Here is a 15,609-nt window from a genome sequence, read left to right on the forward strand (position 1 = left end):
TATAATTGGTACAAAATCGATGGAAAAACAATCAAACAAAAGATTTTGAAAGCGGTTTAAATGAACTTGTTTATCGATCTAATCTTTTAGGATCTGACCGTTCAGTTGCTAACTGGGGTGGTGGCAACACATCCACTAAATCAATAGAAACTGATTTTCGTGGAAATGAAGTAGAAGTGATGTGGGTGAAAGGTAGCGGTTCTGATTTAGCCACAATGAAAGGAAAGAACTTTACTGGTTTAAAGATGGATGATATTAGACCCTTACTTGAAAAAGATGAAATGAGCGATGAAGACATGGTAAATTATCTAGCTCACTGTATGATTGATGCAAAACATCCACGTTCATCAATTGAAACATTATTACATGCATTCTTACCATTTAGACACGTGGATCATACGCATCCTGATGCTATCATTAGTATTGCTTGTACAGATAATGGAAAAGAAATTGCAGAGGAGATATATGGCAATCGGTTTGTGTGGGTACCTTATATCCGACCAGGATTTAAATTGTCAAAAATGATTGCAGAAGGTGTTCAAAACAATCCAAATGCTGAACTAGTGATTATGGAAAAACACGGTTTAGTGACTTGGGGAGAAACATCGAAAGAGAGTTATGATAAGACAATTTCGATTATCCAAGAAGCAGAAGATTATATTAATAGTAAAGAAAAACAAGAAACACTATTTGGTGGAAATAAATATGATGCGTTAAATGAGTCGGATCGTAAAGAAATATTAGCAAAAGTACTACCTATTATTCGTGGACAGGTTAGTGAGCAAAAGAGAATGATTGTTACTTACGATGATAGGGAAGAAATTCTTTCTTTTGTAAATAGTAACAATGCTAAAGAACTGTCACAAGTCGGAGCAGCGTGCCCAGATCATTTGGTACATACGAAACGTGTACCTTTATTTATTGAGTGGGATCCTAAATCAAAGAATGTTGAAAGCTTAATAGAAGCAATCAAAGAAGGGGTGTCATTCTTTAAAGAAGATTACACATCCTATTTTGACCGCAATAAATCAGAAGACGATAACATGGTTGAAGCAGTGCCTCGTGTTATTCTTATTCCAGGAATTGGAATGATTAATACAGGAAAGAGTTGGACTGCAGCGAGCGTAAGTGAATCTTTGTACCACCGTGCTGTATCAGTAATGAAAGGTTCAACCATTTTAGGTGACTTTGTATCATTGAATGAAAAAGAATCATTTGCAATTGAGTACTGGCCTCTTGAGCTATATAAATTAAGCTTAGCTCCGGCAGAAGCTGAATTCTCTCGTCAAGTTGCATTTGTAACTGGTGGTGCAGGTGGAATTGGTACTGCAACAAGTTACCGTCTCCTGTCTGAAGGTGCACATGTTGTACTAGCAGATATTAATCTGGAAGGTGCAGAGGAACTTGCCACTAAATTAAATGATAAATTTGGTGAAAATCGTGCTATTGCTGTAAAGATGGATGTAACTAAAGAAACAGATGTTATAAATGCGATAGAGAAAACTGTGCTATCATATGGTGGAGTAGATTTAATCGTTAATAATGCCGGTTTAGCAAGCTCTAGCCCATTTGAAGAAACAACTTTAGATAAATGGAACTTGAACATCAATGTTTTAGTTACAGGTTATTTCCTTGTAGCAAGAGAAGCATTTAAATTAATGAAGGATCAACAAATCGGTGGGAATATGGTATTTGTAGGTTCTAAAAATTCAATTTATGCTGGCAAAAATGCTGCTGCTTATAGTACTGCTAAAGCAGCGGAAGTACATCTAGCTAGAACGGTTGCTGCTGATGGAGGGCAATACGGTATCCGTGTTAATTCCGTTTTACCAGATGCTGTTATTCGTGGATCTAAAATTTGGGATTCGGAATGGAAAGAAGAAAGAGCTGCTTCTTATGGTATCGGATCTGATGAATTGGAAGCACATTATCGTAAAAGGACCATTCTTAATGTGAATATATTGCCTGATGATATAGCTGAATCAATTGCTTTCCTTGCCTCTTCTAAAGCAGCAAAAACAACTGGTTGTATGGTAACGGTTGATGGTGGGGTTGCAGCCGCATTTACAAGATAACGTTGATAAACATAGATTCCGTGTTTTTTACTCGGAATCTATGTTCGTATTTCACAATAGAAATTCACGCGTAAAATTTTCAAACAGTGAACATTTTAATACCTGCTACTAAACGTATATAATAGAATTAGAAAGTATAAGTCTCTAGGGAAGAAGGTTAAGCTGATGCTTGTTGCAGAAAGACAACAAAAGATTGTTGAGTTAGTGAATGATAGAAAAAGTATTCGTGTAACAGAATTAAGTTCTATTTTTTCAGTGACAGAAGAAACGATTCGACGAGATCTTGAAAAGTTAGAAAACGATGAAAAGTTGCTTCGCAGTCACGGAGGAGCTATCCGTATTACTAAACCAAATGACTCTATGGAGATTCCATATTCTGAAAGAGAAATAACTAATGTTCTTGAGAAAAAAGAGATATCTCTTGAAGCAATTAAGCTAGTTGTTGAAGAAGATAAAATTATTCTTGATGCAAGCACAACAGCTTGGTATATGGCCAAGGCTTTACCTGATATCCCTATGACTGTATTAACTAATTCTATTAAGGTAGCGATGGAGCTAAGTGTAAAAAAACAAATCACTGTTATTTCTACTGGGGGAACATTGTCGCCAAAATCACTTTCTTATGTTGGGCCGCTAGCTGAAATGTCTCTAGAATCTTACCACGTAAATAAAGCATTTATTTCGTGTAAAGGACTACACTTAGAACGTGGTATTAGTGAATCAGATGAACAACAAGCTAGAATAAAGAAAAAAATGATTGATAGTGCCGATTCCGTTTATATAATGGTAGATCACAGTAAAATAGGATTGCAATCGTTTGCTAGACTCAATGGTCTGGATGTTATTGATTGCATCATTACTGATAGCAAAATTGATCCGCGAACAATGAAACAATTAACCGATCGTTCGCTTAAACTTATCAAAGTTTGAAATGCCTAGAGTATCGTCTTTTATACTTGATAGTATTGTTTAGTACGATTTTTCTTTTAACATCTGCAAGTATGCCAAGGGGGGGGCGCAAAATGAAAGTTTCACTATTTATTACATGTATAGGAGATATATTTTACGTTAATGCTGGCAAGGCTTCTGTTGAACTCCTAGAACGTTTTGGTTGTGAGGTAGATTTCCCTGTTACACAAACATGTTGCGGGCAACCTGCGTACAATAGTGGGTATCATGAAAAAACAAAAGCAGCAGCTATAAATATGATTAATAGTTTTGAGCATGCAGAATACGTTGTTTGTCCATCGGGTTCATGCGCCTATATGTTTCATGAATATGAGTCCTTATTTAAAGGGGATTCTAAGTGGGAAGAAAAAGCAGGAAAATTGAAACAAAAAACATTCGAGCTGACTCAATTTTTAACAGAAATATTAGGTGTAGAAGATACAGGAGCGGAGTTTCACGGCAAGGCAACCTATCATAGCTCTTGCCACATGACGAGATTACTAGGTGTAACCGAAGCTCCTTTTAAGTTATTACGTAATGTTAAGGGTCTTGAATTAATAGATTTACCAAATCGGCATGATTGTTGTGGATTTGGAGGGACGTTTGCGGTGAAAATGTCATCCATATCAGAACAAATGGTAGATGAAAAAATCGAACATGTTGAAGAAACAAAGGCTAATTTTTTAATTGGCGCTGATGGTGGTTGTTTAATGAATATTGGTGGAAGAATACAAAGAAATGAAAAGTCGATAAAAGTAATGCATATTGCAGAAGTATTAAATAGCAGAGGTGAAGCTTAATGCCAATGCACATCGGGGAAAAAGAATTTTCGAGTCGTGTCAATAAGGGGTTAGAAGATGATTTTATGCGTGGGGCCGTTCGATCTGCACAGGGAAGGTTACAAACGAATCGTGCTAAAGCAGCCGACGAACTTGGAGACTGGGAAGAGTGGCGATATCTAGGACAAGAAATCAGGCAACATACGATGGAGAACCTTGATTTCTATTTAAAACAGTTAAGTGAAAAAGTTGCTGAGCGTGGTGGGCATGTTTATTTTGCAGAAACCGCAGAGGATGCAAATAATTATGTCAAACAAGTAATAAACAAGAAGAATGCCAAAAAAGTAGCGAAGTCAAAATCAATGGTTACAGAAGAAATTGCTTTAAATGATGCATTAGAAGAGCAAGGATGCGAAGTTGTAGAAACTGATTTGGGTGAATATATTCTTCAAATAGATGACCATGACCCACCTTCGCACATTGTAGCACCAGCTTTACACAAAAATAAAGAGCAAATTCGTGATGTGTTTAAAGACAAATTAGGTTATACAAATACAGAAAAGCCAGAAGAGCTAACTTTGTTTGCAAGAGAGCAATTACGTAAAGAGTTTTTGGCAGCAGATGTTGGTATTACTGGTTGTAACTTTGCGGTAGCTGAATCAGGGTCATTTGCGCTTGTTACGAATGAAGGGAATGCTCGTATGGTTTCCACTTTACCAAAAACGCAAATAACAGTTATGGGTATGGAAAGAATTGTTCCTACATGGGAAGAGCTAGATGTGATGGTTAGTTTATTAACAAGAGCAGCAGTAGGACAAAAGTTAACTAGTTATGTTACAGCACTAACAGGACCTAAAGATGAGACAGAAGTCGATGGACCAGAGGAATTTCACCTAGTTATAGTAGATAATGGTAGGTCCAAAATATTAGGTACCGAATTTCAAGAAGCACTTCATTGCATTAGATGTGCTGCATGTATAAACGTATGTCCTGTATATCGGCATGTTGGTGGTCACGCCTATGGATCGATATATCCAGGCCCTATTGGGGCAGTACTTACTCCATTACTTGGAGGTTATGAAGATTATAAAGAATTACCCTATGCGTCTTCTTTATGTGGAGCTTGTACAGAAGTATGTCCAGTAAAAATTCCGCTCCATGAACAACTTATTTTGCATCGAAAAAAAATAGTTGAAGATGAAAAAAAATCTGGTTTTGGTGAAAATGTTGCCATGAGTGGGTTTGGCATTATGGCTGGTTCATCCCGTTTATTCAATACCGCAACAAGAATGGCGCCGTATTTAGTGACACCGTATGCAAAAGATAATGCAATATCTAAGGGCCCTGGCCCCGTTAAACCTTGGACTGATATACGAGATTTACCAGTTCCTCAAAAAGAGAGATTTAGAGATTGGTTTAAAAGTCGAAAGACGGGGGGATAAAGCGTGCAAAAAGGTACCATTCAGAATAGCGATATTTTTTTAGATAATATTGCAAAAAGTTTAGGTAGAGAAAGAAAAGAAACTGTAATCCGTCCTACATGGCATCATCAGCCGCAATGGGATGTTTTAGCAAATTATACACAAAATCAACTTGTTGATGTGTTAGAAGCACAATGCAAATCAATTCATACAGACTTAATACGAACCTGTAAGGAAAATTTAAATGAGACACTACTAAAGGTTATTAAAAATTTTCATGGTAAGACAGTTATGACATCGGATGATTCAAGATTTGAGATGTTTGGTTTGAAAGATCATTTTAATGAATACAAACAACGTGAAGATATAGATGTCCATACATGGGATAAAACAGATGGAGATACAAGCATCCGTGTAGCTGAACGGGCAGATGTAGGTATAACATTTAGTGATATTACATTAGCTGAATCAGGAACTGTTGTATTATTTAGTGATGAAGGAAAAGGACGCTCCGTTAGCTTGCTTCCTGCTACGTACATTGCTCTTATACCTCAGAGTACGCTTGTACCGAGAATGTCACAAGCAACAAAGGAAATTCATAGACAAGTTGAGAATCGTGAGCGTGTATCTTCATGTGTGAATTTCATTTCCGGGCCAAGTAATAGTGCCGATATCGAAATGAATTTAGTTGTTGGTGTACATGGACCAATTAAAGCAACTTATATTGTAATTGAAGATCAGTAAAGCATGAAACCTCATACCTATAATGGGTAGGAGGTTTTTTAAGTTATCAAAAATACAATGTAAAGAATACTTACAAGTTTGTGGTATGTAGTGTGAATCTATATTAAACTAAGTAAAATATTCTGTTACACTAAGAAAGGAGATAAATTTATGATATTAGAAAGTATGGTAAGCGTAATTAAACAGTTACCGAAAGTAGATCTTCATGTGCACCTTGATGGAAGTGTCACCCCCGAAACTGTCATCGACCTAGCTAATAAGCAAGGTATAGCATTGCCTACATCCAATCCACAACAACTAGCTCCTTATTTAAAGATTGATGGTGAGTGTAATAGTTTACAAGAATATCTGAGTAAATTTGACTTTGTTGGTAGAGTGCTTCATACCTCAGAGGCACTAGAGAAAGTTGCCTTTGAAGTTGTGGAACAAGCACACAAACAAAACTGTCGGTATATTGAAGTGAGGTTTGGCCCGCAGCTACATCGACAAGCGGGCTTATCTTTAGAAGAAGTAATACATTCCGTAATTAAAGGGTTGAAAAGAGCGGAAAAAGTATATAATGTTCAAGCAAGTGCGATTGCTTGTTGTTTGAGACATCATTCTATAAAAGAAAACATTGATGTGGTTGAAGCAGCATCCACATTTATGGGGAAAGGTTTAGTTGGTGTTGATTTAGCTGGAGATGAAGCTACTTTTCCTGCCTACCTGTTTCGTGATGTATTTAAGATTGCTGATAAGAAGAGTATGCCAATTACAATTCACGCAGGAGAAGCAGCTGGCCCTAATAATATAAAGGAAGCAGTATTTAAGTTAGGGGCCACTCGGGTTGGACATGGGGTTCGTTTGAAGGAAGATTTGAAATTGTTTCAAGAGTTGTATGCTAAGCAGATTCCATTAGAAATGTGTCCAATTAGTAATATACAAACAAAGGCCGCTCCTAGTTGGGAAATGTACCCATTACGAGAATATTTTAATGAAGGCTTGTTGGTTACTGTAAATACAGATAATCTTACTGTATCAAATACAAACCTGACAAAAGAGTTTAGCGTCCTGTTTGAAAAACATGACTTTTCAATTTTAGAAATAGGACAGTTAAATATGAATAGTATCGAGGCCTCATTTTTAGAAGCGAGTGAGAAAAAGAAGTTGAAAAATAAATTTTTAGTTGAATATCAAAATGTTGATGTTACTAGCAGACAAGTAATATAGGAAATAGTGTAAAAAAACACGCTTGGATATTAATAATCCAAGCGCGTTTAGTTTAAATTTTATTGTATAGTTTAAGGAATCACAGTGTTATTCAACAATTAACATCGCTGTCATTTCAGTATGTCCTGTCCCACATGGAACGCTGCATCTAATTGTGTATTCTCCTGGTTCTAAAGAAGCTACAGCAGATCCTTCACCCTCAATTACCATATTTGTGCCTTCTACTTTAATTCCGTGGAACCCTTCCTCATTAATAAGGTTAATACCAACATTCCCAGCAGGAACAGTATAAGTATCCTGATCAAACTCCCAATTTGAAGCTACTAACTCAATTGTGTTATCTGCAGTTAAATTTTCACTACTTCCAGACCCTTCATTTCCGCCACAAGCAACTAATAAGAGGAGTAAGGAAAGAAAACTAAGTGTTATCATTATCGACTTTTTCAACATAATACCTCCATTAATATATACATTAATATCTTTTAATAGTATTTTACATACTAAGTAATGTAAATAGTTTTTCTTAATTGTTGAAGAAATGTCACACTTCTTTTTAATAGTTCTGTCTATATTGTTCTCCTATTTTAGTTTGATACTAGATACATTATCGATTTGAAGGGGTTTGTTAAATAATCTACTAATGAAGAATCTTATTACAATCACCCTCAAGTTTGTACAATATAGCTCATTAAGAAAATCGTGCAATAAATGCCTAATCAGATTTAAAAAGCTTCATTTGAACTTGATATAAATTCCGAAGTAACTTAACTTTACTGTGAATTTACTATGTTTAGTTCTTTAATGGAGTGCTTATACCATCGCTTCGGCAGAAAACTTCGTTAGTATTAATCAATGATTAAGGACTTATTCTTTATTTATAAAAAGCCATTCTAAGCGTTGGGAAAATGCGAGACTCCTTGAAAATACAGAAAAAGCGAGTGTTTTTCCTAAGCGCCAGATCACTATGAAACTAGGAAAGAATGATACAAAATTTTAAAAATATTTAGGGCAAACTTTACATTTATTGTATATCATTTAACCTTCTTATTTTTCAGAAAAAAGACCAGCAGTGCTGATCTTTTTAGAATGTACTAATTATTCTACGATTAATGTTGCGGTCATCTCTTCGTGACCTTCACCACATGGAACTGTACATCTTATTGTATATTCTCCTGCTTTCAGTGATGTAGTGGCAGAACCTTCACCCTCAATATTTAGGTCTGTTCCTTCAATTTCAATACCATGGAAACCTTCATCATTTTTAAGATTAAATGTAATATCACCAGCTGTTGTTTTGTAAGTATCTTGTTCAAATTCCCAATTTGAAGCAACTAAATCTACAGTGTTCCCGGATGAACTATCACTATTTCCTTCATTTGCGCTTTCATCACCACCACAAGCTGCCAAGAAAAGAATAAGTGAAGAAAACAAAACAGTTACGATTATTTTATTCATGTTTAAATCCTCCTATATCATTTTTAAATATTTACAAAATCATTTTACAAACTTTCTAAACATTAAGGTTTGATTTATATCACACTTAGCAAATTGTCTAAAACCTGTCACAATATTGACTGTAAGATCTCTATGTGGTTTTGAATTCTGATTGATCTGTAAAAACCCAATAAAATCCATATAAAATAAAACATGCAGCAAAAGCTAACGATCCCCAGCCAAGAGTTCTCTGTTCTATGATTAGATAATTGTTGCAAATTTGACTTTCAATACCAATATAGAGGTAACCCATGATAATGAACTTAAGTGTAAAGAAAACATATACAATGCTTTTCGCTTTAGAACCGAGCTTCCCCCAACTATCACGGAGGGGTACTCCTGCTAAAAAAGTTAGACTGAAAAATTTAAAAATTTCAACGAATTGGAGTGTTAGAGCATCATCCATAGCTTTTGGAATCATCCAGTATAGCCAAATAATTAAAAAGAGTAGCATCCCCGGAATACCATTATCATTCCAATTTTTAAAAAATTGAGGAAATCTAATTTGAAAAAAGCGGGCTATTAAAAATCCAGAAAATACTAGTAAAGGCATTTGCATATGCATGTGAATGATCATGATTGATTCTAAAAAAGTTGCTACGGGTGGAAGAATTAAGAAAATAAACAATATGAGTCCATACATTGCTTGTTTCACTTTTAATCCCTCGCTTCTTTATCTAGATAAGTCAAAACAGTAGTTGCAGCTTCATCAATTTTTGTGAAATCCATTATTTCTAATAAGTTTCCATTTTTACTAATAAAATAGAAAGCTGAGTTATGTTGAAAATTACCATAATCATCAGGGATGACGATAACACCAAGTGTTTCTAGTAAGTTATCTAATTCATCTGGATCATTAACACGTGCCATTCGCCAAGTGTCTCCATCGCTCTCAAAGTATGTTCTGTATTTAGATAATACCTCTGGATTATCTCGGCTTGGATCAAAACTAATACTTAGAAAGGCAATGTCTTTATCAAAGTACTTTTGGGGAATTTGCTTGTAGACATCACGCATATTCAGTTCTAATTGTGGACAAACAGTTCCACAGTTAGTATACATAAAAGTAATAAAGACGTATTTTTTATCAGCGAATTGATCGAAAGTATATGTTCTTTCTTGACTATCTTGGAGAATTACATTAGGAATGCTAGGTTTATTTTGTTGTAATTCATACATTCTGGCACTCTCAGCCGTATAGACACGAAACCCATCAGTACCAAAATAAAACAAGCCTACTCCAAATAGGATGACAAGAATAATTGTAAATTTAGTTCTATTGTTTTTATCCATGCTGAACACGTCCTTTATAGAAATCAGAGGTCAGCAAGAGGATAGTAATCCTTTTACTGATCTCTAGTTCCGCTACATTACCACGTGCGAATTGGTGGTGAACCTGGAGGTGCGTTTAAGATCATGTCTACAATTGGAACTACATAAGCCATTGAAATAACAGCAATTAACAATACAATCCAAAGTCCCCACCGTTCAGTCCATAGTGGTGCTGGTGTTGCATCATCTTCTGGTTCAGCTACTGGAAATTCCGTATGACCTTTTGGTGCAAAGAACATCATGTTAAATACCGCATATACTTGAATGATAACGCCAATTAATAATAAAGTAGCTCCAATTGCAAATACCATTTCATAAGGTATCCAGCTAACTGCAATCTCGTGACCACCATACGTAGTATCTGATGTACGTCTTGGGTCTCCTAATAGTCCTACGATATGCATAGATCCAGCCATTAACGCCATACCAACTGTCCAAACGTACGTCTGAATCACACCTATTTTATTCATTTTCGGTGTTAATTGACGCTTAGATAGATATGGAATTAACCAATAACAAATACCAAAGAATGTAAGAACTACGGATACACCGACAGTAATATGGAAATGTCCTACAACCCACATGGTATTATGAATAACTTGGTTTAATTGATTACTAGTGTTTACAATTCCCCCAGCACCACCAGGGATGAAGGAAATCATCGCTATCATTGGAGCTAGGAAACGTACATCACCCCAAGGCAATTTCTTGAGCCAACCTAGTAACCCTTTACCACCCAATTTTCTTCCTGTTCTTTCAAGCACAAAGAACATAGCAAATGCGGTCATAAGTGATGGTACAGCAATCGATAAACTCATAAATACATGTAAGAATTTAACGGATTGTGAGATACCAGGATCAACAATTTGATGGTGAAATCCACCAGGAATATTTAAAATTACTAATAAAATAATAACAAGCCTTATTAACTTCTCACTGAAGTGTCTACCACCAATTATTTTAGGTACAATTACATACCAAGCAGACGTTGCGACAAGATACCAGATGTTTACTAATGTGTGTCCAAACCACCAAAACAAAGTTCTTCCAACCATAACATTAGTCGTTTCTACAAGTCCCATTGACCAAGGAATCAATGTGAACACTTCAATGGTTACGCCGATACTTGCGAAAAACCATAATATAAATACCCCCATTGCAAAGAATGCTAGTATTGGTGTTGTTTGCCCGGGGTGGTTTTTTCGCCAATAACGATAATTGATGAATACTCCAAAGCAACATGCCCATATACCAAGAACTACAAAGACTAATCCAATATAAAAAATCGGATGCGCTGCAAGTGGTGGATAAAATGTATATAATACCGATGCTTCATTTAACACAATCATCACTGTAACCATGACAACGCCAATGAGCATTAAGGCGAAACCTATCCAAGCTAGTTTGCGCACTTTAGAAAGTAACCCACCAAAAGAATGGGAAAGGTTCGCATATTGATAACCTATCGTAAATGTAGCAGTAAAAACTACTAATAATAGTAAACCGTGTGCAGTTAACACCTGATAATAGTTTAACCATGAAGGTAATTGAATTAGTCCCGCTCGTTCCAATCCTTGAAGCATACCTAGTATCCCGCCAATCAATAAGGAGACGAATGCAACAGTTAAATAAGAAAGTGAGACTTTTGCATCGTTAGGATTTACACCTAATATTTTCTTAGGATTGTTACGAATTGTTTCTCTAAGTGTTTGTTCCATTATTGTTTCCCTCCTTTATTTCACCGTGATCGTAGTACTCATCGCTTGGTGTCCGATGCCACAATATTCATTACAGATAACTAAATACTCACCTGGTTTTGTGAACGTATGTGAAATCTTTTGGATATGACCAGGCATCACCATTGCATTTATGTTTGTTCCAGGGATTTGGAATCCGTGTGTAACATCTTTAGAAGTCATCGTGAAATGGACTTCTGCTCCAACAGGTAGTTCAATACTATTAGGCGTAAAACCAAATGCCTGCAAAGTCATGACTACTTCAAACTCATTGTCGCCAATTTCTTTGATTCCTGGATTGTTAAATGGAGCTGTCGTATCCACTTTTTGAGGATCAATTACTTCTTTATGACTAGGTGGACCCATACCTAAGGCAAATGTTTGATAACCAACAATTATCATAAATACAATTAATATACCGACACTTACTGTAATCCAAATTTCTTCTAACCGCTGCATCTAAATTACCTCCCTTAGACTCTATCCATATAAATCCAAAATACAGTTACCCACATAACTACAATAACCGCTGCTAAAACACCTACAGAAAATAGAGTGCCTTTAAGTGATTTTTCATCATGTAATTCTTTGTGGGAATCGTTTGGTTTTGTCTGTATCATACGTATCTCCTCCTAACCAAGATTGCTTACTATTATTTTAATTAAACAAAAGATACTTAAAAGTGAACTAAATCACGGGTACCTGTGATATTAAACACAATCATTAAAATGAATTAATAGAAAGAAAAACAGGAATTTGAGAGTTAGTGATAAAAAGGTAAGAGAGTTAGGGAGAAAATAGAAAATACTAATTTGAAAATGATTCATAGTGTATGGATATTATGAAGGAGGGTAATAAAATATAGAGAAGAAAGTGAAGGGTGTAAAGTGGTATAGATTATGTACAAAGGAAGACATAGCCTTCGCTTCAAATTGCTAAGTGTTTTATCGGTTTGATAATGTGATCATCCAAAATCATTATTTTAGATGAGTGTGTAAAGTGATTTTGATAGGTGATCAGCAATTCTTCATAAAACTCTTTAATCATACGAACTACATTTATGTTATCTTTTGAAAATAACCCAGATCTGTTGATTAGAATATTTTCATATTTCTTAACTAGTCGCTTTACTTTTTTAATCATTTTTTGAGCATGTTTCAAATGATAGATGTCTTTCATATCCTCGAGTAAAATCTCTAAATCTCGTTTCATTTCTTCCTTTAACAGCACATTTATTCTTGATGTGATTTCTGTTACTTCTCCATCAAAAATAAAGTGATTAAGCATGATTAAATCGGATTTCAACGCTTGGTTTGAAAAACTAATGTAGATTCTTAATGTGTTGTATGCATCATACATAGGATTGTGTTGTTGTCCAATAAATTCTAGTCCGTATAAATCTAAAGCGTTTTGAACAGATAGGTTATTTTTAGAAACTCTTTTTGATAGAATATCTTGAAAGTCTAAATACCTAGCTTCTATTTTATCAATAGTTGTTGAAGAGATAGGATGTTTTTCAGCATCTAATTTTAATCGCGTTAAATCACTTTTTGACCACGAAAAAAAACGTGATTTTTTAACGCCACCAACCCAAGTTAGGAATGAAGCGAATACATCTTCAAATGTATTTGCATCAACTAAGTCTGAATCATGTATTCCTGTTAGTTTTTTACAAAAATTACTTAGAGGTTTTAATTTTGTTGGGCGAATATATTGATCAAAATAGGTTACTTTTTCTGTTTCGATTTCATATTTAACAGCGCCTAAGCGGATAGCTTCCATATCTTCAAAAGGCATACCACGATTAGAACAAATCATTTCAAAATCAAAAAAGACAAAATGTTTCACTTCCGCCATTTAATTTATCCTCCTCTCCAGCATACTATTATAATCGATTATTTTATTATAAAGAAGGTGTAATTATTTCCAAAGTTGCATTAAGTCAACCATAAGCTTATTAATGTTATAAGTGGAATAGTAAACAATGAAAAGATGTGGAGTAGATGGTAGTAATAACAGCCGATTGTTCGTTTGTGTACTTTGAAAATAATACGGTTTATAACATAAATGTTGGCATGGCAGATAGAATAATGACCTTTAGCATTTTGTTCAAGTGGGCTACTACTAACAACGACAATCACGATAAGGAGGTATCAGTAATACTTGTTGCAAGATTGTATTGTTCACCTCGGTATTAAATACACAGTTTCATATAATAGAAGGTACTGCTACATTAGTTCAGATTTTGCTTCTGTTGCGATTGGAGTCTGAGTTGCAATCAAGGATACTAACCCAATAATTACCTCATTACTACAATTATGTAGATACTACAAAGATTTCCATATTATTGATTCTGCCTCCATATACCAAAAGTTCTAGAACTGATTTTCACATACGATAACACATCTGCACAGTGTTTGAATGTATGTTCATCTAATTGGACTTTATTTATAAATAATAACTATTTGTTCATAATATCATTAGATGAATTATGAGGGGAGTTACAATATGACAATTTTTCGTTTTGGTTATGTAGCAATGAGTAAACACGTAAAAAATAGTTCACCTTCTCAAACGATGACATATAAAAATTTCATTCAACATACAAACCGTGAGGCTGCGGTAAGGAAACTTGAATTGCTTGCAAATACAAATATAGAAAATTGCATTCGACTATTAAAACATAATAAAGCATTTGATATATCCCTTTTTAGATTGAGCTCTAAGTTAATTCCACTAGCAACACATGAAGAATTAGCAGGATGGAATTACATAGAGAATACGAAAGAAAAGCTTAGGCAATTGGGGGATTTTGCAACAGAAAACGACATGAGAATCGGGTTTCATCCAGATCATTTCGTTGTCTTAAATTCCACAAAAACAGATATAGTAAAAAGCTCTGTGAAAAATCTGAAGTATCACTTTGATTTACTGACTGCAATGAATATTAATCCAATTCACCGATGCGTATTACATGTAGGAGGTAGTTATGGTAATAAGCCTGAAGCGTTAGAAAGGTTTATAGAAAATTGGGGAAGGGTTTCAAAAAGAATACAACAAATGATTATTCTGGAAAATGATGATAAAACCTTTCATGTGGAAGATGTGTTATTTTTATGTGAAAAATTATCTATTCCATTAGTATTTGATATTCATCACCACTTAGCAAACCATGAACAATCTGATTGGATGGTTTATTGGGATCGAATTGTTCACACATGGAAGGATTCTAATGTACCAATTAAAATTCATTTATCAAGTCCTAAAAATGAAAAACAGTTTAGGCATCATGCTGACTATATAGAACCAGAACTATTTTTAGATTTCGCAAAAAAGGTTAATGGTAGTGTTGAGCAAGTGGACTGTATGATTGAAGCAAAACAAAAAGATGATGCGTTATTTCAATTAATGCGAAACTTAAAAGAGAATAAAGATGTGGATTGGATTAACAATGGCACAATTCGCCTACACTAATTTTTAATCAATCAAAACGGTGGTATGTTAGTCATGTACTTGGTATGATAAATAATAAATGGGTTGTAAAGGGAGGATCATTATGAAAGAAGTAACACCAGTGGAAGTTGAACAAGCGTTAGGTGAAGAAAATGAAGTCAATATCATTGATGTAAGGGAAGACGTAGAAGTCGCATCTGGCATTATTCCAACGGCTATTCATATTCCACTTGGCGATGTTGAATCACGTATGGATGAATTGAATAAAGATAAAGATTACATTATTGTTTGTCGCTCTGGTCAACGTAGCGCTCATGCTTGTCAATTTTTAGATAGTCATGGTTATAAAGTAGCCAATATGGTCGGTGGAATGCTTGATTGGCAAGGACCGACAAAATAAATAGGGGGAAAGAAAGTC

16 protein-coding genes are annotated in these 15,609 nt (G+C 35.0%); 8 read left to right on the top strand and 8 right to left on the bottom strand.

Going from position 1 to position 15,609, the window contains the following annotated elements; all coding sequences use genetic code 11:
- Positions 1-5: 5 nt before the first annotated feature.
- The 6 genes from QQS35_RS03850 (at position 6) to add (ending at position 7,176) form a co-directional block, all read left to right on the top strand.
- Positions 6-2,075, top strand: a complete 2,070-nt coding sequence (locus QQS35_RS03850; protein ID WP_285930509.1) for a bifunctional aldolase/short-chain dehydrogenase — start codon at positions 6-8, stop codon at positions 2,073-2,075.
- 165 nt (positions 2,076-2,240) lie between these two features.
- The gene (locus QQS35_RS03855; RefSeq protein ID WP_285930510.1) at positions 2,241-3,005 is read left to right on the top strand and encodes a DeoR/GlpR family DNA-binding transcription regulator; all 765 of its coding nucleotides are present in this window, start codon (positions 2,241-2,243) and stop codon (positions 3,003-3,005) included.
- 92 nt (positions 3,006-3,097) lie between these two features.
- Positions 3,098-3,823 (top strand): (Fe-S)-binding protein, encoded by a 726-nt coding sequence (locus QQS35_RS03860; RefSeq protein ID WP_285930511.1) that lies wholly within the window; start codon positions 3,098-3,100, stop codon positions 3,821-3,823.
- Positions 3,823-5,244: a LutB/LldF family L-lactate oxidation iron-sulfur protein gene (locus QQS35_RS03865; protein WP_285930512.1), complete on the top strand. Its 1,422-nt coding sequence runs from the start codon at positions 3,823-3,825 to the stop codon at positions 5,242-5,244. Before QQS35_RS03860 ends, QQS35_RS03865 begins: the two co-directional genes overlap by 1 nt.
- Before the next feature lie 3 nt (positions 5,245-5,247).
- The gene (locus tag QQS35_RS03870; protein ID WP_285930513.1) at positions 5,248-5,967 is read left to right on the top strand and encodes a LutC/YkgG family protein; all 720 of its coding nucleotides are present in this window, start codon (positions 5,248-5,250) and stop codon (positions 5,965-5,967) included.
- Between the two features lie 150 nt (positions 5,968-6,117).
- On the top strand, positions 6,118-7,176 hold the full coding sequence (gene add / locus QQS35_RS03875) for an adenosine deaminase (protein WP_285930514.1): 1,059 nt from the start codon (positions 6,118-6,120) through the stop codon (positions 7,174-7,176).
- Between the two features lie 87 nt (positions 7,177-7,263).
- On the opposite strand, the gene QQS35_RS03880 is transcribed toward add, so the two are convergent.
- The 8 genes from QQS35_RS03880 to QQS35_RS03915 all read right to left on the bottom strand — a co-directional run bounded on the left by QQS35_RS03880 (position 7,264) and on the right by QQS35_RS03915 (position 13,595).
- Entirely contained in the window at positions 7,264-7,626 is a 363-nt protein-coding gene (locus QQS35_RS03880; RefSeq protein WP_285930515.1) for a cupredoxin domain-containing protein, read from the bottom strand.
- A gap of 645 nt (positions 7,627-8,271) precedes the next feature.
- Positions 8,272-8,631: a cupredoxin domain-containing protein gene (locus tag QQS35_RS03885; protein ID WP_285930516.1), complete on the bottom strand. Its 360-nt coding sequence runs from the start codon at positions 8,629-8,631 to the stop codon at positions 8,272-8,274.
- Positions 8,632-8,761: 130 nt separating this feature from the next.
- Positions 8,762-9,325 (bottom strand): hypothetical protein, encoded by a 564-nt coding sequence (locus QQS35_RS03890; protein WP_285930517.1) that lies wholly within the window; start codon positions 9,323-9,325, stop codon positions 8,762-8,764.
- Positions 9,326-9,327: 2 nt separating this feature from the next.
- Complete coding sequence (locus QQS35_RS03895; protein WP_285930519.1) at positions 9,328-9,963, bottom strand: SCO family protein; 636 nt, start codon at positions 9,961-9,963, stop codon at positions 9,328-9,330.
- 77 nt (positions 9,964-10,040) lie between these two features.
- Positions 10,041-11,720, bottom strand: coding sequence for a cbb3-type cytochrome c oxidase subunit I (locus QQS35_RS03900; RefSeq protein WP_285930520.1), 1,680 nt, complete (start codon positions 11,718-11,720; stop codon positions 10,041-10,043).
- Positions 11,721-11,735: 15 nt separating this feature from the next.
- On the bottom strand, positions 11,736-12,197 hold the full coding sequence (locus QQS35_RS03905) for a cytochrome c oxidase subunit II (protein ID WP_285930521.1): 462 nt from the start codon (positions 12,195-12,197) through the stop codon (positions 11,736-11,738).
- A gap of 14 nt (positions 12,198-12,211) precedes the next feature.
- Complete coding sequence (locus QQS35_RS03910) at positions 12,212-12,358, bottom strand: cytochrome c oxidase subunit 2A (protein ID WP_285930522.1); 147 nt, start codon at positions 12,356-12,358, stop codon at positions 12,212-12,214.
- A gap of 307 nt (positions 12,359-12,665) precedes the next feature.
- Positions 12,666-13,595 carry a 3'-5' exonuclease gene (locus QQS35_RS03915; protein ID WP_285930524.1) on the bottom strand — a complete coding sequence of 310 codons (930 nt, stop codon included), beginning with the start codon at positions 13,593-13,595 and terminating at the stop codon, positions 12,666-12,668.
- 651 nt (positions 13,596-14,246) lie between these two features.
- On the opposite strand from QQS35_RS03915, the gene uvsE reads away from it, so the two are divergent.
- Together uvsE and QQS35_RS03925 are read left to right on the top strand one after the other, a co-directional pair.
- Complete coding sequence (gene uvsE, locus QQS35_RS03920) at positions 14,247-15,212, top strand: UV DNA damage repair endonuclease UvsE (protein WP_285930525.1); 966 nt, start codon at positions 14,247-14,249, stop codon at positions 15,210-15,212.
- 82 nt (positions 15,213-15,294) lie between these two features.
- Complete coding sequence (locus tag QQS35_RS03925; RefSeq protein WP_285930526.1) at positions 15,295-15,591, top strand: rhodanese-like domain-containing protein; 297 nt, start codon at positions 15,295-15,297, stop codon at positions 15,589-15,591.
- Positions 15,592-15,609: the final 18 nt, after the last annotated feature.

The sequence above is a fragment of the Aquibacillus rhizosphaerae genome, assembly GCF_030282825.1.
GTDB lineage: Bacteria > Bacillota > Bacilli > Bacillales > Amphibacillaceae > Aquibacillus_C > Aquibacillus_C rhizosphaerae.

Coding starts and splice junctions, on each gene's coding strand:
- QQS35_RS03895 (WP_285930519.1), bottom strand. CDS start 9,963: ATGGATAAAAACAATAGAACTAAATTTACAATTATTCTTGTCATCCTA.
- QQS35_RS03855 (WP_285930510.1), top strand. CDS start 2,241: ATGCTTGTTGCAGAAAGACAACAAAAGATTGTTGAGTTAGTGAATGAT.
- QQS35_RS03885 (WP_285930516.1), bottom strand. CDS start 8,631: ATGAATAAAATAATCGTAACTGTTTTGTTTTCTTCACTTATTCTTTTC.
- QQS35_RS03860 (WP_285930511.1), top strand. CDS start 3,098: ATGAAAGTTTCACTATTTATTACATGTATAGGAGATATATTTTACGTT.
- QQS35_RS03880 (WP_285930515.1), bottom strand. CDS start 7,626: ATGTTGAAAAAGTCGATAATGATAACACTTAGTTTTCTTTCCTTACTC.
- uvsE (WP_285930525.1), top strand. CDS start 14,247: ATGACAATTTTTCGTTTTGGTTATGTAGCAATGAGTAAACACGTAAAA.
- QQS35_RS03900 (WP_285930520.1), bottom strand. CDS start 11,720: ATGGAACAAACACTTAGAGAAACAATTCGTAACAATCCTAAGAAAATA.
- QQS35_RS03865 (WP_285930512.1), top strand. CDS start 3,823: ATGCCAATGCACATCGGGGAAAAAGAATTTTCGAGTCGTGTCAATAAG.
- QQS35_RS03915 (WP_285930524.1), bottom strand. CDS start 13,595: ATGGCGGAAGTGAAACATTTTGTCTTTTTTGATTTTGAAATGATTTGT.
- add (WP_285930514.1), top strand. CDS start 6,118: ATGATATTAGAAAGTATGGTAAGCGTAATTAAACAGTTACCGAAAGTA.
- QQS35_RS03905 (WP_285930521.1), bottom strand. CDS start 12,197: ATGCAGCGGTTAGAAGAAATTTGGATTACAGTAAGTGTCGGTATATTA.
- QQS35_RS03910 (WP_285930522.1), bottom strand. CDS start 12,358: ATGATACAGACAAAACCAAACGATTCCCACAAAGAATTACATGATGAA.
- QQS35_RS03925 (WP_285930526.1), top strand. CDS start 15,295: ATGAAAGAAGTAACACCAGTGGAAGTTGAACAAGCGTTAGGTGAAGAA.